The organism is Streptomyces sp. NPDC046870, assembly GCF_040704595.1.
Taxonomy (GTDB): Bacteria; Actinomycetota; Actinomycetes; order Streptomycetales; family Streptomycetaceae; genus Streptomyces; species Streptomyces argyrophylli.
In genome coordinates this window covers 188,805-206,080 of sequence record NZ_JBEYXM010000002.1, presented here as the reverse complement: position 1 = coordinate 206,080, position 17,276 = coordinate 188,805, and the positions used below count along the sequence as shown (strand labels likewise).

13 protein-coding genes, 1 pseudogene and 1 riboswitch are annotated in these 17,276 nt (G+C 70.3%); of the genes and pseudogenes, 4 read left to right on the top strand and 10 right to left on the bottom strand.

Features of this window, described 5'->3' with window-relative positions; genetic code table 11:
• Window positions 1-7 precede the first annotated feature (7 nt).
• From AB0946_RS05390 to AB0946_RS05380, 3 genes and pseudogenes are all read right to left on the bottom strand, one after another.
• Window positions 8-1,021, bottom strand: coding sequence for a ribonucleotide-diphosphate reductase subunit beta (locus AB0946_RS05390; RefSeq protein ID WP_366759285.1), 1,014 nt, complete (start codon window positions 1,019-1,021; stop codon window positions 8-10).
• Window positions 1,021-3,378 carry a ribonucleoside-diphosphate reductase subunit alpha gene (locus tag AB0946_RS05385; protein ID WP_366759284.1) on the bottom strand — a complete coding sequence of 786 codons (2,358 nt, stop codon included), beginning with the start codon at window positions 3,376-3,378 and terminating at the stop codon, window positions 1,021-1,023. The genes AB0946_RS05390 and AB0946_RS05385 overlap by 1 nt, the downstream gene beginning before the upstream one ends.
• A 121-nt stretch (window positions 3,379-3,499) precedes the next feature.
• A riboswitch (cobalamin riboswitch) is annotated at window positions 3,500-3,637 on the bottom strand.
• A 112-nt stretch (window positions 3,638-3,749) separates the two neighbouring features.
• Window positions 3,750-3,950 (bottom strand): annotated as a pseudogene (locus tag AB0946_RS05380) (GNAT family N-acetyltransferase); the annotation flags it as partial.
• Between the two features lie 118 nt (window positions 3,951-4,068).
• Here AB0946_RS05380 and AB0946_RS05375 point away from each other — a divergent pair.
• The gene (locus tag AB0946_RS05375) at window positions 4,069-7,689 is read left to right on the top strand and encodes an ATP-binding protein (protein WP_366759283.1); all 3,621 of its coding nucleotides are present in this window, start codon (window positions 4,069-4,071) and stop codon (window positions 7,687-7,689) included.
• Between the two features lie 20 nt (window positions 7,690-7,709).
• On the opposite strand, the gene mctP is transcribed toward AB0946_RS05375, so the two are convergent.
• The 5 genes from mctP to AB0946_RS05350 all read right to left on the bottom strand — a co-directional run bounded on the left by mctP (window position 7,710) and on the right by AB0946_RS05350 (window position 12,366).
• Window positions 7,710-9,338 carry a monocarboxylate uptake permease MctP gene (mctP, locus tag AB0946_RS05370; protein ID WP_366759282.1) on the bottom strand — a complete coding sequence of 543 codons (1,629 nt, stop codon included), beginning with the start codon at window positions 9,336-9,338 and terminating at the stop codon, window positions 7,710-7,712.
• Window positions 9,335-9,598, bottom strand: a complete 264-nt coding sequence (locus tag AB0946_RS05365; protein WP_366759281.1) for a DUF3311 domain-containing protein — start codon at window positions 9,596-9,598, stop codon at window positions 9,335-9,337. The genes mctP and AB0946_RS05365 overlap by 4 nt, the downstream gene beginning before the upstream one ends.
• A 137-nt stretch (window positions 9,599-9,735) precedes the next feature.
• Entirely contained in the window at window positions 9,736-10,497 is a 762-nt protein-coding gene (locus tag AB0946_RS05360) for a GntR family transcriptional regulator (RefSeq protein ID WP_058081861.1), read from the bottom strand.
• A 212-nt stretch (window positions 10,498-10,709) separates the two neighbouring features.
• Window positions 10,710-11,495 carry a glucosamine-6-phosphate deaminase gene (gene nagB / locus AB0946_RS05355; protein WP_366751981.1) on the bottom strand — a complete coding sequence of 262 codons (786 nt, stop codon included), beginning with the start codon at window positions 11,493-11,495 and terminating at the stop codon, window positions 10,710-10,712.
• A 118-nt stretch (window positions 11,496-11,613) separates the two neighbouring features.
• A complete protein-coding gene (locus AB0946_RS05350) occupies window positions 11,614-12,366 on the bottom strand; it encodes an SDR family oxidoreductase (protein WP_366759280.1) in 753 nt (250 codons plus the stop codon).
• Between the two features lie 93 nt (window positions 12,367-12,459).
• Here AB0946_RS05350 and AB0946_RS05345 point away from each other — a divergent pair, with 93 nt between their 5' ends.
• Both AB0946_RS05345 and AB0946_RS05340 read left to right on the top strand, forming a co-directional pair.
• Window positions 12,460-13,089, top strand: a complete 630-nt coding sequence (locus AB0946_RS05345; RefSeq protein WP_366759279.1) for a TetR/AcrR family transcriptional regulator — start codon at window positions 12,460-12,462, stop codon at window positions 13,087-13,089.
• A gap of 324 nt (window positions 13,090-13,413) precedes the next feature.
• A complete protein-coding gene (locus AB0946_RS05340; protein ID WP_366759278.1) occupies window positions 13,414-14,889 on the top strand; it encodes a PAS domain-containing sensor histidine kinase in 1,476 nt (491 codons plus the stop codon).
• Window positions 14,890-15,064: 175 nt separating this feature from the next.
• Here the strand turns inward: AB0946_RS05340 and AB0946_RS05335 are convergent, their stop codons facing one another.
• Together AB0946_RS05335 and AB0946_RS05330 are read right to left on the bottom strand one after the other, a co-directional pair.
• Window positions 15,065-15,322, bottom strand: a complete 258-nt coding sequence (locus AB0946_RS05335) for a WhiB family transcriptional regulator (RefSeq protein ID WP_003992873.1) — start codon at window positions 15,320-15,322, stop codon at window positions 15,065-15,067.
• 321 nt (window positions 15,323-15,643) lie between these two features.
• Window positions 15,644-16,612 (bottom strand): diacylglycerol kinase family protein, encoded by a 969-nt coding sequence (locus AB0946_RS05330; RefSeq protein ID WP_366759277.1) that lies wholly within the window; start codon window positions 16,610-16,612, stop codon window positions 15,644-15,646.
• 164 nt (window positions 16,613-16,776) lie between these two features.
• On the opposite strand from AB0946_RS05330, the gene AB0946_RS05325 reads away from it, so the two are divergent.
• A complete protein-coding gene (locus AB0946_RS05325) occupies window positions 16,777-17,238 on the top strand; it encodes a hypothetical protein (protein ID WP_366759276.1) in 462 nt (153 codons plus the stop codon).
• The last annotated feature ends 38 nt before the right edge of the window (window positions 17,239-17,276 follow it).

Below are 17,276 nucleotides of genomic sequence, written 5' to 3'. Positions count from 1 at the left end.
CGGCCCCTCAGAAGTCCTCGTCCAGGTCGACCGTGCCCTCCACGGCGACCTGGTACGCCGACGGACGGCGCTCGAAGAAGTTCGTCAGCTCCTGTACGCCCTGGAGCTCCATGAAGGAGAACGGGTTCTCCGAGCCGTACACCGGGGCGAAGCCGAGGCGGGTGAGGCGCTGGTCGGCGACGCACTCCAGGTACTGGCGCATGGACTCGGTGTTCATGCCGGGCAGGCCGTCACCGCACAGGTCGCGGGCGAACTGGAGCTCGGCCTCGACGGCCTCGCGGAGCATGTCGGTGACCTGCTGCCGGAGCTGGTCGTCGAACAGGTCGGGTTCTTCCTTGCGGACGGTGTCGACGACGTCGAACGCGAAGCTCATGTGCATGGTCTCGTCGCGGAAGACCCAGTTGGTGCCGGTGGCCAGGCCGTGCAGGAGGCCGCGGCTGCGGAACCAGTAGACGTAGGCGAAGGCGCCGTAGAAGAACAGGCCCTCGATGCAGGCGGCGAAGCAGATGAGGTTGAGCAGGAAGCGGCGGCGGTCGGCCCTCGACTCCAGGCGGTCGATCTTCTCGACCTCGTTGATCCACTTGAAGCAGAACTCCGCTTTCTCGCGGATGGAGGGGATGTTCTCCACGGCGGCGAAGGCGGCGGCGCGGTCGTCGGGGTCGGGGAGGTAGGTGTCCAGGAGGGTCAGGTAGAACTGGACGTGGACGGCCTCCTCGAACAGCTGGCGCGACAGGTACAGCCGCGCCTCCGGCGAGTTGATGTGCTTGTACAGCGTCAGCACCAGGTTGTTCGCCACGATCGAGTCGCCGGTGGCGAAGAAGGCGACGAGCCGGCCGATGAGGTGCTGCTCCTCCGGTGTCAGCCTGGCGAGGTCGGCGACGTCGGAGTGGAGGTCGACCTCCTCCACGGTCCAGGTGTTCTTGATGGCGTCCCGGTAGCGTTCGTAGAAGTCGGGGTAGCGCATGGGGCGCAGGGTGAGTTCGAAGCCCGGGTCGAGCAGGTTGGCGTTACGGGTGGTCATTACTGGCAGGCCTCGCAGGACTCGGGGTTTTCCAGGGAGCAGGCGACCGCCTCGGGGGTGGTGGGCTGCTGTGCGGGGACGGTGGCCTGGGCGGCGCGGGCGATGCGGGTCGCGGGGCGGGAGCGCAGGTAGTACGTCGTTTTGAGCCCGGACTTCCAGGCGTAGGCGTACATGGAGGAGAGCTTGCCGATCGTCGGCGTCTCCAGGAACAGGTTCAGGGACTGGCCCTGGTCGAGGAACGGGGTGCGGGCGGCGGCCATGTCGATCAGGCCGCGCTGGGGGATCTCCCAGGCCGTGCGGTACAGGGCGCGGATGTCCTCGGGGATCCAGGGGAAGTCCTGGACGGAGCCGCCCGAGTCGCGCAGGGCTTCGCGGGTGCGGGTGTCCCAGACGCCGAGGTTCTTCAGGTCCTGCACGAGGTAGGAGTTGACCTGGAGGAACTCACCCGAGAGGGTCTCGCGCTTGAACAGGTTGGAGACCTGGGGCTCGATGCACTCGTACACCCCCGCGATCGACGCGATCGTGGCCGTCGGCGCGATCGCGAGGAGAAGCGAGTTGCGCATGCCCGTCTCCGCGATCCGCCTGCGCAGCGCGTCCCAGCGTTCGGGCCAGGTGAAGTCGACGTCGTAGTGGTCGGGGTGGAGGACTCCCCGTGCGGTGCGGGTCTGCTTCCAGGCGGGCAGGGGGCCGTTGCGTTCGGCGAGGTCGGCGGAGGTCTCGTAGGCGGCGAGCATGATCCGCTCGGCGATCCGCGTGGAGAGCGCCTTGGCCTCGGGGGAGTCGAAGGGCAGGCGGAGCCGGAAGAAGACGTCCTGCAGGCCCATCGCGCCCAGGCCGACCGGGCGCCACCTGGCGTTGGAGCGGCCCGCCTGCTCGGTGGGGTAGAAGTTGATGTCGACCACGCGGTCCAGGAAGGTGACGGCCGTGCGGACCGTCTCGTCCAGCCGCTCCCAGTCGATGTCCCCGGCCGTGGTGTCCACGAAGGCGCCGAGGTTGACGGACCCCAGGTTGCAGACGGCCGTCTCGCCGTCGTCGGTGACCTCCAGGATCTCGGTGCAGAGGTTGGAGGAGTGGATGACGTTGCCGGGTTCGGCGGTCTGGTTGGCGGTGCGGTTGGCCGCGTCCTTGAACGTCATCCAGCCGTTGCCGGTCTGGGCGAGGGTGCGCATCATCCGGCCGTACAGGTCCCGCGCCGCGATGGTCCTCTTCGCCAGGCCCGCCGCCTCGGCCCTGCGGTAGGCGGTGTCGAACTCCTCGCCCCACAGGTCGACCAGCTCGGGCACGTCGGCCGGGGAGAACAGCGACCACTGCCCGTCGGCGTCGACCCGGCGCATGAACTCGTCCGGGATCCAGTGCGCGAGGTTGAGGTTGTGGGTGCGGCGGGCGTCCTCGCCGGTGTTGTCCCGCAGCTCCAGGAACTCCTCGATGTCGGAGTGCCAGGTCTCCAGGTAGACCGCTGCCGCGCCCTTGCGCCGGCCGCCCTGGTTCACCGCCGCTACCGACGCGTCCAGCGTCTTCAGGAACGGCACGATCCCGTTGGAGTGCCCGTTCGTCCCCCGGATCAGCGAACCGCGCGAGCGCACACGGGAGTACGACAGACCGATGCCGCCGGCGTGCTTCGACAGGCGGGCGACCTGGTGGTAGCGGTCGTAGATGGAGTCCAGCTCGTCGAGCGGGGAGTCCAGCAGGTAGCAGGACGACATCTGGGGGTGCCGCGTACCGGAGTTGAAGAGGGTGGGGGAGGACGGCAGGTAGTCCAGGCGGCTCATCAGCCGGTACAGCGCCGCCACTTCGTCCACGGAGCGGGTCGTGTCGTCCTCCGCCAGGCCGCTCGCCACGCGCAGCAGGAAGTGCTGGGGCGTCTCCACGGCCTTCCGGGTGACCGGGTGGCGCAGCAGGTAGCGGCTGTGCAGGGTGCGCAGACCGAAGTAGCCGAAGCGGTCGTCGGCCGCGGGGTCGACCAGTGCGTCCAGGCGCTCGGCGTGCAGCCGCACGAACGCGGCGGTGCGGTCGGCGATCAGGCCCTCGCGGTGGCCGGCCGCGACCGACTCGGTGAAGGACGTCACGCCCTGCGAGGCGGCCTCGTCCCGGATGGCGAGGGTCAGCAGCCGGGCGGCCAGCTTCGAGTACGCGGGGTCCTCGGAGATCAGGCCGGCGGCGGCCTCCGTGGCCAGCTCCCGCAGCTCCGCCTCGTCGGCCCGCGCGGACCGGCCGCGCAGCGCGGCGGCGGCCACCCGGCCCGGGTCGGCGTCGGGCAGGTCGGCGGTCAGCTCGGTCAGGGTCCGCAGCAGCGCGGCACCGGGACCGTCGGTCTCCGGCTCGCTGACTGAAGCCGGGTCGGCTGGCGCGATGGTCACGTGGGGCTCTCCCTCGCTCGGCACGGGGCCTGGCGGAGGCAGGGGCGGTCACGAGCGCGCACGGCGTCGCGTCCACCGGCCCATTCCACGAGGCCCGGACGTCGGAACCACCCGGGCCTGGACGGCCGGGTGCACCGCCGGCAGGTCTTCGGACTCGACACGCGTGCGGGGGCACACGGGTACACCGTTGCGGGACAGTTCCGGATTCACACCGGATTCCCCTGCGACGACAGCGAGGACGAGCATACATCTAGTGCCGGGCTGCCATGTCACCCCCAGATGTTGTGTCGACGCGGCCTCAGAGGGTCAACTCGCACGCGAGGAGCGTGAGGTCGTCCCGGCCCGGGAGGACCGCGGGCATCCTGATCCCCCGCCTCTCCCGGACCGGCGATGTCGGACATGGGGCAGCCGGAGGTGACCCCACCGAGGAGCACGCCGTCGCGGGCGGCCACGAGGACGTCCGCGGCGGCGGCCCGCTTCGCCGCGTCCCTCGGCTCGCCCCGGTACCGGTCGCTCTCGTCGAAGGCGAGGAGGCCGTCACGGAGACAGGCCCCGGCGGTGATCTCGCCCAGGTCTCACTCGCCGGGAGCGGCTTGCCGGGTTGCGGGGCGGAATGCCCATGTTTTCATGGAAAGAGGTGCTGTGTGGGGTCCTCCGTGCCGAAAGCTGGTCTCGGAAGGAGAACGCACCATGACGAGAATCGTCCGCCACCCACCGGGCAAGGAACGACCACGCAACGCGCCGATGGCGACGCTGTACGTGCGACGGGCGTGGCGCCGGATCAGACGGTTCCTCCTGGCCTACTGGCACCACCTGACCATCAGTTCGGAAGCCCGGCTCGACACCACCCGCCCCCGCAAGTGGCGCAGATGGGCCTCGTACACCAACGCGAACCGGGTCGTCTGGGCCCTCGCCGCCCTCGCCGTCCTGGCGTGGCTCGCGGAGGGCGTGTACATCCTGGTCTCGCACCACACGACGCGGTTCGAGACGTGGCGGAAGGACAACGCGGGCTTCGACGCCCTCCTCCGCTTCGTCGGTCCTGTGCTCTCCGCCTCGATCGCCGCCGCCCTCTTCCTGTTCTTCTGGTACTGGTGGACCAAGCGGCGCTACCTCGCGAAGGCACGCAGGCATCCCCGCGCTCTGGTACCCACCGCCGGCCCCGACATCGCCGAGATCGTGGGCCGCGAGGAGATCGTCCGGGTCATCGCCCAGCGGCTGCGGCAGCGTGAGACCCGCAGGCCCTATGTGCTGGTCGGTGGTGTGGGCACGGGCAAGACGGCCGTCCTGGTGCGGCTCACGGAACTGCTCGCCCGCCAGCACGCCGTGCCCGTGCCGATCCGGCTGCGGGACGCCACCGGCGCCGAGCTGAACTTCGAGCGCATGGCCAGGGAACGGTTCGCCGAGGAAGCACCCCGCGGCATCCTCGCACGCACCAAGAACGACCGGGTCTGGCAGCAACTGCTCGCCGACGACAAGGTGGTCGTCCTCGCCGACGGCCTGGAGGAGGCGGTCCTCGACGAGCGCCTCCAGGAGGACAGGGACAACATCATCCGCCGGGCCATCGAGTGCGCCCACGAGGAGAAGCTGCCGCTGGTCATCGCGTCACGGCCGCACAGTCCGCTGGAGAGCACCCCCGCCGCGATCGTGGAGCTGGAACCGCTCAGCGAGGAGGAGGCGCTCTACTTCGTCGAGGCCCGGATCCCGGAGACGGACGAGCGCCGGGTGGACTGGATCGTGGAGACCGCGGAGGTCACGGAGTCGCCCATCTACCTTCAGATCGCGCGCGAACTGCACCACCACGGCGGCCTGGAACGCGACCGCCCGCGCGGGGACAGGGACCGGCTGGACACCCGGAGCTGGGACCGCAGCACACTGCGGCTGTGGCTGCTCGAGACCTGGGACCTCGCGGTGCGGGAGGGCCGGCTGCGCGGGGACGTCGAGCTGAACCCGCAGGAGCGCGGTGACACCCTGGAGGTGGTCTCGGCGCTCGCCTGCATCGGACTGCTCCAGGACAAGCTGGAGGTCGGCTTCGCCGAGCTGCTGGGCGACGGCGTACACCCCGGTCCGGCGCTGCGGACCCGGGCCCGGGCGGGGCACGTGTGGGCCGGCAGACCCGGTTCCCACCACTACGACAAGCGAGGGAACGCCTTCTCGGAGTGGCACCGGGAGCGGATCTGGGACACGCTCTGCGGCCATCTGAGCCAGGAACAGAGAGAGCGTCTGACCCAGGGCGACATGTACCAGTGCCAGTCCGCGCTCGCCCACCTGGCGGCCAACGCGGACAGGCTCCAGTTGGTGGAGAGCTTCGAGAAGAGGGTGCGCTTCCCCCACAGCATCATGCAGGCCTACTTCGGCTTCCGCCTGCTGCGGCACCTCGACGAGCGCGACGCCGGCGAGCTGATCGAACAGGCGCTGCGGCCGCCGGGCCCCAGCCGTGAGCTGCTCATCGCCGCGGTGCTGCACTCCCGTCACCGGGTGGCGAGGCTCTCGGCCAGGGGAGGCTGTCTCGGGGCCGAGTGGCAGAAGACCCGGACCGAACTGGTGCGGCGCGCCCCCCTGTACGGCCACCCCCTGGCCGAGCGGCTCTTCGTGGCCGCGAACCACCGTGCTAACGATCCCAAGGCCCTCGACCTGTACGCGGCGGCCCTGGAGGTCGACAGCGTGGAACGCCGGTCACGGCTGCTGTACGACATCGTCGAGCGGGTGCACAGCCGCTGGCCCGACATCCAGGGCGACCGCCGCACCGTCGAGGACGCGAAGCTGGCCCTGCTCAAGCAGCTCGGCACGGCACTGCGCGCCGCCTCGGAGAAGACCGACACCATGCCGCTGTACGACCACCTCTTCCACATCGGCAAAGTGGAGACCTCGCACTCCGTACGCCTGGCGGTCGCCCAGGAGGTCGGCAGCGGCGGCAACGACGCGTTCGCCTTCATCCGGGAGAGAATCGGCCTGGACACCGACCCCATCGCGGAGTACGACAAGGCGGTCGGCCGGCTGAGAGCCGACAAGAGGGACCGGTACAACGACTGGACGGAGCGGATGCGGAAGGCGCTGGCCGACCGCGCTCCCTCGCGGAACGCGTCGTCGAAGGAGGTCGAGCGGCTTCAGGAGGAGCGGAAGGAGATCAAGCGGCGGTACCGCACGGCCCGCATCGAGCTGTGCCGGGAGTTCATGATGCGGGCCTGGATGCTCCCCATGCTCCTGGGTTCGGTCGACGACGCCCATCGCGACGAGGCCCGGGACCGCCTGATGAAATGGCTGCGCCACCTCGATCCGAAGGACACCCACGGCAGCCCTGACCTGCCCCTCCTGCTGGAGGCCGCGCTGGCCCAGGGCTTCAAGTTCGCGGCCAACCGGCGCAAACGCCACCCGCACTCCTACCCGGGCAGCCGGGCTGATCTGATCCGGCAGGCGGAGACCGTGCTGCAGCAGTCCCGCTGCTGGTACTCGCAGGTGATGCTCCTTCAGGCGCTGTGCCTGTGGGAGCTGCCGGACAGCGCCGGCCGCCATGAGCAGGACGCCGACAGCGCGGTGTGGCAGGACGACTCCGCCGACGGTTCCGGCGAGCCGTCCCGGGCGATCGGCGGGTGCAACGCGGTGCAGACGGTGCAGCGCTGGCTGTCGATGGCGGGCACGGTGAACCCCGCGCCCGGATGGAACGGCGGCGACGGCGACGCGCCCCGGCGGGTGCTGCACCCGTTCGTGGCCGAGGCGGGCGACCTGGTGGCCATGGCACTGGAGACCGGGCAGCCCGAACGGTTCCTCTGGATCGACGAGAAGACCGTCACCGACAACATCGGCTCGCGCACCGGGAACAACCGCGGCTACCGCAAGCACAACCTGTGGATCCCGCCCTCCGCCGGCTGGAGCACCCTCGACGGGCGCGCCCAGCGCCTCGTCGCCGACGTGCTGATCATGCTGAACCTGATCGAGCGGGACGGCTATCCGAGCGAGGTCGAGGAGCGCATCGCGCGTGCCGAGCGCCCCGGCACGCCGCTCCCGCCGTGCATCGGCACGGACCGCGAACCGCTGCGGCCCGATCTGCGGCCCGGCACCTCCGCCCCGCCGCCGCCGGGCAGCGCCTGTCTGCCCGACTGCAAGTTCCAGCTGTGCCCGTACCCGCCCCGGGGCGGAGTGCCCCGGGGCGAGATCCGCGAGCCGTTCTGCCGCCAGCAGCAGGTCCTGCTGCCCGGTCCGATACGCCGGAAGCTGCCCCGGACCGTGCACCGGAAGACACCGCCCTGGGTGAGCATGCGCGTCCGCGAACTGGACGGCTTCTGGGACGCGATGGCCGGGCGCACGCGTGACTGAGCGCCCGGCCGGGACGCGGACTAGTGAACGCTGCCCGCGGTGGCCGGGGGAAGCTCCACCTGGACACCGGGGTCGCCGGCGTCCGCCGTGTAGTCCTCCGGCTTGGTCTCGTCGACGCCCTCGGGAGCCTTGACGGCCTTCAGGACGAAGGTGAGGACGACGGTGACCAGGACGTTCAGGACGAACGCGGTGAGACCGATGTAGCCGATCTCCCCGATGCCGGGTATCTCCTTGGCGTTGCCGCCGAAGTGCTTCTGCGTCGGCGAGGCGATGCCGTAGGCCGCGGCCGTGCCGTAGATCATGCCGACCGCCCAGCCGGCGAGCAGCGCCCAGCGGTGGAACCAGCGGGTGAACAGGCCGCCCACCAGCGCCGGGAAGGTCTGCAGGATCCAGATGCCGCCGAGGAGCTGGAAGTTGATGGCGACCGTCTTGTCCATGGTGAGGACGAAGACCAGCGCACCGACCTTCACCAGCAGCGAGACCAGCTTGGAGACCTTGGTCTCCTGCTCCGCCGTCGCGTCGGGCTTGATGAAGTCCTTGTAGATGTTGCGGGTGAAGAGGTTGGCCGCCGCGATGGACATGATGGCCGCCGGGACCAGCGCGCCGATGCCGATCGCCGCGAACGCCACGCCCGCGAACCAGTCCGGGAACATGTCCTCGAACAGCTGAGGGATCGCCAGCTGGCCGTTGGTGACCTTCACGCCGGCAGCGATCGCCATGAAGCCCAGCAGCGCCAGCAGACCCAGCATGAGGGAGTACAGCGGCAGGATCGTGGTGTTGCGGCGGATCACCTCACGGCTGCGGGACGACAGCGTCGCGGTGATCGAGTGCGGGTACATGAACAGCGCCAGCGCGGAGCCGAGGGCCAGCGTGGCGTACGTCCACTGGCTCGCCTCTCCCGGAGCCAGCGCCCCGCGCGGCTTGTGGGTGGCCGGATTCACCTGGCTGAACGCCTGGCCCGCCTTGGCGAAGACGTCGTCGAACCCGCCCAGCTTGATCGGGATGTAGATGATCGCCACCGCGATGACGAGGTAGATCAGGCCGTCCTTGACGAACGCGATCAGCGCGGGGGCGCGCAGACCGGACGAGTAGGTGTAGGCCGCCAGCACGCCGAAGGCGATGAGCAGCGGCAGGTCCTTCACGAACCAGTTGGTGTTCTCGCCGCCGCCGACGCCCATCACGTCCAGCACCGCCTGGATGCCGACGAGCTGGAGCGCGATGTACGGCATCGTCGCCAGGATGCCGGTCACCGCCACCGCCAGCGACAGGCCCTTCGAGCCGAACCGGCCGCGCACGAAGTCGGAGGTGGTGACGTACCCGTGGCGGTGCGAGACCGACCACAGACGGGGCAGGAACGTGAAGATCAGCGGGTACACCAGGATCGTGTACGGCACCGCGAAGAAGCCGGACGCGCCCGCCGCGTAGATCGCCGCCGGGACGGCGACGAAGGTGTACGCCGTGTACAGGTCGCCGCCCAGCAGGAACCAGGTGACCCAGGTGCCGAAGGACCGGCCGCCCAGACCCCACTCGTCCAGGGAGTGCTCGTTCTCGGCCCTGCGCCAGCGTGCGGCCAGGAAGCCCATGACCGTGACGGCCAGGAAGAAGAAGATGAAGACGCCGAGCGCGACGCCGTTGACGCCGTCCTTCACTTCACCGCACCCCCGTTCGTGTCCTTGCGGGCGCGCTGGTCACGCTGCCACAGCTTGTACGCCAGCATGGTGAGCGCGGTGGAGATCAGCACCCAGAGCATCTGGTACCAGTAGAAGAACGGGATCCCGATGAACGCGGGATCCGTCTTGGCGTACGAGCCGACCCACAGCATCGCCACGAAGGGCGCGACGAGACACAGGGCGATGACCACCCTGACCGGTGTCACCACCGGTGGTCTCACTTCAGGCGTTTCGGACATGCCACGGCTCCGTCTCCTCGCTGATCACCTGTGTAATGCGCAGGCAATCTAGGTGACGGTGTCCCGGGAGTGGAAGACCTCGTCCGCATATCGGTATATCGATTCAGCGAACATGCCCGGGCACCGGCCGCCGGCGCCTACTCCACCGGCCGCTTGAGCCGCGCCACGAACTTGTACCGGTCCCCCCGGTACACCGACCGCACCCACTCCACCGGCTTGCCCTCGCGGTCCAGCGAGTGCCGGGAGAGCATCAGCATGGGCAGGCCCACGTCGGTGCCGAGCAGCCCCGCCTCGCGCGGTGTGGCCAGGGAGGTCTCGATGGTCTCCTCGGCCTCGGCGAGGTGGACGTCGTAGACCTCGGCGAGCGCGGTGTACAGGGAGGTGTACTTCACCAGCGACCGCCTGAGGGCGGGGAAGCGCTTGGCGGACAGGTGGGTGGTCTCGATGGCCATCGGCTCGCCGTTGGCCATGCGCAGCCGCTCGATGCGCAGCACGCGCCCGCCGGCCGTGATGTCGAGCAGCTCGGCGAGCCGGTCGTCGGCGGTGACGTACCCGATGTCCAGCAGCTGCGAGGTCGGCTCCAGGCCCTGGGCGCGCATGTCCTCGGTGTAGGAGGTGAGCTGCAGCGCCTGGGAGACCTTGGGCTTGGCCACGAAGGTGCCCTTGCCCTGGATGCGCTCGAGCCGGCCCTCCACGACCAGCTCCTGAAGCGCCTGGCGCACCGTGGTGCGGGAGGTGTCGAACTCGGCGGCCAGCGTGCGCTCGGGCGGGACCGGGGTGCCCGGTGCCTGCGTCTCCGTCATGTCGAGCAGGTGCTTCTTCAAGCGGTAGTACTTCGGCACGCGCGCGGTACGGGTGGTGCCGGCCTCGTTCTCCGCACTGCTGACGTCGGTGCTCATGCTCTGCCTTCCCGGCTCCGAATGCCGAAAGCGACCGACATCCCCATCGGCCACGGCTCACATCGTGGCACGGGTTGTCGTGTCAGCACTCCACCCGCACGCTCCGTGATCTCCTCTATATACCGTTGCGCCCGCTGTTGGTCTAGTCCAACGGGAGGGTGGGCCCGGCGGGCCCGTGGTGCCGGGGCCGTTCCCTCGTCGGGCGCCGCGGGTCAGATCCCCTGCCAGTCCGGCTTGTTGGCGTACGTGTGCCGGAAGTAGTCGGCCAGCTTCAGCTTGGAGGCGGCGGCCTCGTCGGCGACCACCGTCGCGTGCGGGTGGAGCTGGAGCGCCGAGGCCGGGCAGACCGCCGCGACGGGACCCTCGACGGTCGCGGCGACCGCGTCCGCCTTGCCCTCGCCGGTCGCCAGCAGCACCAGGTGGCGGGCCTCCAGGATCGTCCCGATGCCCTGGGTGATGACGTGGTGCGGGACCTGCTCGATGTCGCCGTCGAAGAAGCGGGCGTTGTCGACGCGGGTCTGCTCGGTCAGCGTCTTGATCCGGGTCCGCGAGGCGAGCGAGGAGCACGGCTCGTTGAAGCCGATGTGCCCGTCGGTGCCGATGCCGAGCAGTTGCAGGTCCACGCCGCCGGCCCCGGCGAGCGCGCGGTCGTACGCCTCGCACGCCGCCTGGACGTCCTCGGCCGTGCCGTCCGGTCCCATGAACGCGTCCATGTCTATGCCCAGCGGCTCCAGCACCTCACGGCGCAGCACCGAGCGGTAGGACTCGGGGTGGTCGGCGGGCAGCCCCACGTACTCGTCGAGCTGGGCGATCCGCGCCCGCGAGACGTCGACGGCGCCGGAGCGCACCTTGGCGGCCAGTGCCTGGTAGACGGGCAGCGGGGTGGAGCCGGTGGCCACGCCGAGCAGGGCGCCGGGCTTGCGTCGCAGCAGCTGTGCCATGGCCTCGGCGATCAGCTCGCCGCCCGCCGCGGCGTCCGGAACGATGACAACTTCCACGCTGGGCCTGCCGTTCTGAAGAGGGCTCTGTGCGTCTCTATGTGGTTTAGACCAATCTAACAGTATCGGCGTCCGGGAGCGCGGAAAAGACGGGAGGGGCCAAGAGGCGCCCGGGGTGTCAGGTGAGGGAGCCTCCCGTCGCGTCCAGCCAGTGCCCGGTCACCCAGCGGCCGTCCTCCGAGACCAGGAAGGCGACCACGTCGGCGATGTCCGCCGGCGTGCCCACCCGGCCCAGTGCCGAGTACCCGGCCGCCCGCTGCCACGCCTCGTCGCTCGTGCGCAGCCACGGGGCGTTGACGTCGGTGTCCACGATGCCGGGCGCCACCGAGTTCACCGTGATCCCGCGGGGGCCGAGCACCTTGGACAGGTCCCGGGTGAAGACGTCCAGGGCCGCCTTCGTCATCGAGTACGCCATCAGGTCGGGCATCGCCGCGCTCCGGGAGAGACCGGACGATATGGCCACCACCCGCCCGCCGTCCCGCAGCCGCTCCGCCCCGAGCCGGGTGAGGAAGAACGGGGCCTTCACGTTCACCGCGAAGAGCCGGTCGTACTCCTCCTCGTCCGTCTCCGTGAACGGGCGGGCGGTGCCGATGCCCGCGTTGTGCACGAGGATGTCCAGTCCGTCCGCGTGCCGGTCGAACTCGGTCCACAGCCGCTCGGCGTCCCCGGACGCCCCCAGCTCCACCCCGAGCGGGAACGCCGACCCGCCGGCCGCCTCGATCGCCGCGACCGTCTCCTTCGCGGCGGTCTCGTCGCGCCCGAAGTGCACCGCCACTCGCGCCCCGTCGCGTCCCAGCCGTTCGGCGATCCCTCGCCCGATGCCCCGGCTCGCGCCCGTGACCAGTGCCGTCTTCCCCGTGAGCACGCCCATGTCCGCCCCTCTACATTTACCTAGCGGTCGCTACAGAAAAACCGTACACCGCCTCGCCGACAGTTTTCTAGGGGGCGCTATAAAATAGTCCCCATGACGACGGGTCAGGACACGCGGGCACAGGGCGGCACGGGCCGGACGCGGGGCCGGCCGCGCTCCTTCGACCGGGCCACCGCACTGGAGAAGGCACTGATGGCCTTCTGGGAGCGCGGGTACGAGGCCACCTCGGTCTCCGACCTCACCCGGCTCATGGGCATCGGCGCGCCCAGTCTGTACGCGGCCTTCGGCGACAAGCGCACCCTCTTCGACGAGGTCGTGCGGGTCTACGCCGGCTCGCACGGCGCCTTCACCGACCGCGCCCTCGTCGAGGAACCCACGGCCCGGGCAGGAGTCGCCCGCATGCTCCGCGAGGCCGCCGCCGAGTACACCGACCCCGCCCACCCGCACGGCTGCCTGATCGTCCACGCGGCCACCAACTGCACCAGCCCCGAGGTGGCGGCGCTGCTGCGGGACATGCGCAACGCCAACATCGCCGCGATCGAAGCGCGGATCCGGGCGGACATCGCGGCCGGGCTGCTGCCGGACGGCACCGACGCCGCCGCCCTCGCCCGGCACACCGGCGCGATGATCCAGGGCATGTCGCAGCAGGCCCGCGACGGCGCACGCCGGGAGGAACTGGAAGCACTCGCGGAAATTGCCATGACCATCTGGCCCCACGACTGACCCGGGCGGGCTAGGCTGCGTGGCATCGCGTGCCGGTGCCCCTCGCGGCGCGGACGCCTCCACACCATGGACACGCCCTCGTGGTCTAGTCCACAATCGAGAACAGCACGCTTCCGCCCTCCCCGCACAGGAAGGCGGATCGAGGAACCGGCGCTCTCTGCCCTGACTGCCCCGGCTCCTCGGCCTTCGGCCGACCGGGACCGCACACCCCACGGCCGATGATGCTCCGGGCTGCGGTGCCGGGAGGGTTGAGGGTCCCTTCCAGGCGCCGCGGCCCGCGGGTGTTTTTCGGCCACCCGCGAGGCCCCGGGTACGCTCGCAGACGTGCCCTCCATGAACGAACTCGTACGCCAGCACACCGCCCTCGACGACTCCGACCTCGAGTGGCTCCACCTGCTGGTCTCGGAGTGGCAGCTGCTCTCCGACCTCTCCTTCGCCGACCTGGTGCTGTGGGTCCCCACCCGGGACGGCACCCGGTACGTCTCGGTCGCCCAGATGCGCCCCAACACCGGCCCGACCTCCTACCAGGACGACATGGTCGGCCACCTGGTGCCGCGCGGCCGGCGGCCCATGCTGGACGCGGCCCTGGACGAGGGCCGGATCGTGCGCGAGGGCGACCCGGAGTGGCGCGAAGAGGTGCCCGTACGGGTCGAGTCCATCCCCGTACGGCGTGAGGGCCGCGTCCTCGGCGTGATCGCCCGGAACACCAACCTGCTCACCGTGCGCACCCCGAGCCGTCTGGAGCTGACCTATCTCCAGAGCGCCTCCGACCTCGCGCAGATGATCGCGGCCGGTGCCTTCCCGTTCCCGGACCAGCAGGTCGACATGGACGCCTCCCCGCGCGTCGGCGACGGCCTGATCCGGCTCGACGCGGACGGCATCGTCCAGTACGCCTCCCCGAACGCCCTGTCCGCCTACCACCGGCTCGGCCTCGCCGCCGACCTCGTCGGCCACCACCTCGGACAGACGACTGCCGAACTCGCCCCGACCCGGGGGCCGGTGGACGAGGCACTGGCCAAGGTGGCCAGCGGCTGGGCGCCGCGCGAGTTCGAGATCGAGGCCCACGACGGGGTCATCCAGTTCCGGGCCATCCCGCTCAAACCCAAGGGCACGCGCATCGGTTCGCTCGTGCTGCTCCGGGACGTCACCGAACTGCGGCGCCGCGAGCGTGAGTTGATCACCAAGGACGCCACCATCCGGGAGATCCACCACCGGGTGAAGAACAACCTCCAGACGGTCGCCGCCCTGCTCCGGCTCCAGGCCCGGCGCATCGAGTCCGAACGCGGCCGGGAGGCCCTGGAGGAGGCGGTCCGCCGGGTCGGTTCCATCGCGATCGTCCATGAGACGCTGTCTCAGAACCTGGACGAGCGCGTCGAGTTCGACGACATCGCCGACCGGGTGCTGGCGATGGTCGCCGAGATCTCGCCGGGCAAGGTGTCCGGCCGGCGCAGCGGACGGTTCGGCATACTCGACGCCGAGGTCGCCACCCCGCTGTCCATGGTCCTCACCGAGGTCCTGCAGAACGCCCTGGAGCACGGTTTCCGTGAGGGCGACACCGGCACGGTCGAGGTCTCCGCGGTGCGCGGCGGCACCACCAAGGAGGCCCGGCTGCTGGTCACCGTCCAGGACGACGGGGTCGGACTGCCCGAGGGCTTCGACCCGCACCGCTCGGGCAACCTCGGCCTGCAGATCGTACGGACGCTGGTGGAGGGCGAGTTGGGCGGCTCGTTCGACATGGTGCCGGCGCCGGAGCGCGGGACGCGGGTGATCCTCGACATCCCGGTCCGGGCCCAGAAGTGAACCGACGGACCGGGCGCAGCAAAAAGCCCCGGACCGGCGGTCCGAGGCTGATGCTCGTTGCTGCTCTGCTCATTGCTAAGCGCATCGGGGGAACTGCGCGCTGCGGCTCGGGGGCGGGAGATGCGTACGTGCTGTGCGCGCCGCCAAGCTCAGGCTGTCAGCAGGGGTGGGTATGTCAGGCGGAGGCCTGACGAGCCCGGTTGCGGGCGGCGCGGCGCTTCATGGCGCGGCGCTCGTCCTCGCTGAGACCACCCCAGACGCCGGAGTCCTGACCGGACTCGAGCGCCCACTGCAGACACTGCTCGATCACCGGGCAGCGACGGCAGACGGCCTTGGCTTCCTCGATCTGCAGCAGCGCAGGACCGGTGTTGCCGATGGGGAAGAAGAGCTCGGGGTCTTCCTCGCGGCAAACGGCGTTGTGACGCCAGTCCATGGCTGCTACCTCTCCTTGGTATTACGTGCAGGTTGCTTGTGAATGTGAACGCTTTCACGAATCCCTCAACAAGTGAAGGGCCGACCGCCGAGTCTTCACCCGGCGTGGTCCTGTGTTTGAAGAGGGGTTCTGGTGATCAGTGGAGGCCGGTGTTGCGGGCCGTCCCGATCGCCACGTAGAGACTCGCAAACCTCGGCGGCGGATACAACCCCTTCCGGAAGATTTTTTTTGATTCCTCGGTGTCGACTAGGTCACAGCCGTACTTCCATGGGGTGGACCCTGGCCTAAACGTTCGAGTGAAAGGACTTTCGCCCGTTCCGCTCACACAATCACACGCAGTGCACGGCGTACGCCTGTGAACGTCACGCTCGTACGCAGCCCGAGATGGTCACCGTCCATCTGAAGGGGCAGGGGCACCTTCGAATGCAAGGTGAACCGGTCCAGGTCGTGCAGGGATACGGCGTGCTTCCCCTGTGGTCCCCGCTCGGGGGACGAAGTGAGCAACTGGGTGCCATACCGGGCAACCGCGGCTGTCGACAGCCGGCTGAGACCGAGCACGTCGATGCCCGTATCGAACGAGGCCTTAGGTGACGTGTACATCGGGCGATTGCCGAGATACGTCCACGGGGACGTGTTCGAGACTATGGCGACGACCAGATCCTCGATCGGGTCCGCGCCGGGCTGTTCCAGCGTGATCGTGCCGTGCCGGCGGTTCGGCTCGCCGAGGAACTGCCGGACCACCTGGCGGACGTACAGCGCATGCGTCGACTTCTTCCCGCGCTCGCGCTGCTGCTCGACCCGGCCCACCACCCCCGCGTCGAAGCCGAGACCGGCGTTGAAGGTGAACCAGCGGGCCGGCACCGCCTCGTCCTCGGTGCCCGGCGTACCCGAGGTCAGGCCGAGGCCGACGACCCGCTCGGTGCCGTCGCGCAGCGCGTCCAGCAGCGCCCCCGTGGCCTCGACGGGATCGTTGGGCAGGCCGAGCGCGCGGGCGAAGACGTTGGTGGAGCCTCCCGGGACCACGGCGAGACCGGGGAGGCGGTCCGGGGCGGGACCTGCGTGCAGGAGGCCGTTGACCACCTCGTTGACCGTGCCGTCGCCGCCGAGCGCCACCACCAGGTCGATGTCGTCGCTCTCCGCCGCCTGCCGCCCGAGGTCGCGAGCGTGGCCGCGGTACTCGGTGGTGACCGCCTCCAGCTTCATCTCGCTCGCCAGCGCGTGGATCAGTACGTCACGTCTGCGTGCGCTTGTGGTGGTTGCCGCCGGATTGACCACGAGAAGTGCACGCATGGATGGCAGCGTACCTACTGGGGGGTACTCGGCCCAGACCGAGTTAGGGATCCGGTAAGAGACCGGGGCGTGAGCCTGGACACTCGGGGGCGCGAGGCGCGGGGCGCGGGGCGCAGGGCGCGGGGCGCGGCGGCGCGCCGGAGGGGGAGGGCTACCCTGCTGGGGTGAGCAGTCAGCAGAACCCCGCCCCGCACACCGCCGACGCCGCCACGGCCGACCCGGCCGCCGGGCCGCGCCCGCGCCGGCTGACGTACGCGGCGGTGCTGGCCGCGCTGGAGGGCACGGCGCTGGTGGCCGGCGGCCTGTGGGTGCTGGTGCTCGGGCTCACCGGTGACCCGGACGACCGGCAGCAGGCCGTGACCCTGGGGATCACCCTCGTCGTCCTCGCGCTGCTGCCGCTGCTCGCCGCGCGCGGTCTGCTGCTGCGGCGCGGCTGGAGCCGGGGGCCCGCCCTCATCACCCAGCTCATGGCCCTGCCCGTGGCCTACAACCTGCTCCGGGCCGACAGCATGGCCGTTCCGGCCGGTATCGCGCTCGGCGTCGTCGCCGTGGTGGTGCTGGTGCTGCTCGTCAACGGCGAGACGACCCGGGCCCTAGGGATCAAGGGACCGGGCCGGGGCGAGTAGGGCTCACCGGGCGGGGCCGCTGCGCACCCGGAGCCCTG

What these genes read in the sequence shown, in the direction of transcription:
- AB0946_RS05390 (WP_366759285.1), bottom strand. Translation starts at nt 1,021, where the DNA reads ATGACCACCCGTAACGCCAACCTGCTCGACCCGGGCTTCGAACTCACC.
- AB0946_RS05375 (WP_366759283.1), top strand. Translation starts at nt 4,069, where the DNA reads ATGACGAGAATCGTCCGCCACCCACCGGGCAAGGAACGACCACGCAAC.
- AB0946_RS05365 (WP_366759281.1), bottom strand. Translation starts at nt 9,598, where the DNA reads ATGTCCGAAACGCCTGAAGTGAGACCACCGGTGGTGACACCGGTCAGG.
- AB0946_RS05360 (WP_058081861.1), bottom strand. Translation starts at nt 10,497, where the DNA reads ATGAGCACCGACGTCAGCAGTGCGGAGAACGAGGCCGGCACCACCCGT.
- AB0946_RS05350 (WP_366759280.1), bottom strand. Translation starts at nt 12,366, where the DNA reads ATGGGCGTGCTCACGGGGAAGACGGCACTGGTCACGGGCGCGAGCCGG.
- AB0946_RS05345 (WP_366759279.1), top strand. Translation starts at nt 12,460, where the DNA reads ATGACGACGGGTCAGGACACGCGGGCACAGGGCGGCACGGGCCGGACG.
- AB0946_RS05335 (WP_003992873.1), bottom strand. Translation starts at nt 15,322, where the DNA reads ATGGACTGGCGTCACAACGCCGTTTGCCGCGAGGAAGACCCCGAGCTC.
- AB0946_RS05330 (WP_366759277.1), bottom strand. Translation starts at nt 16,612, where the DNA reads ATGCGTGCACTTCTCGTGGTCAATCCGGCGGCAACCACCACAAGCGCA.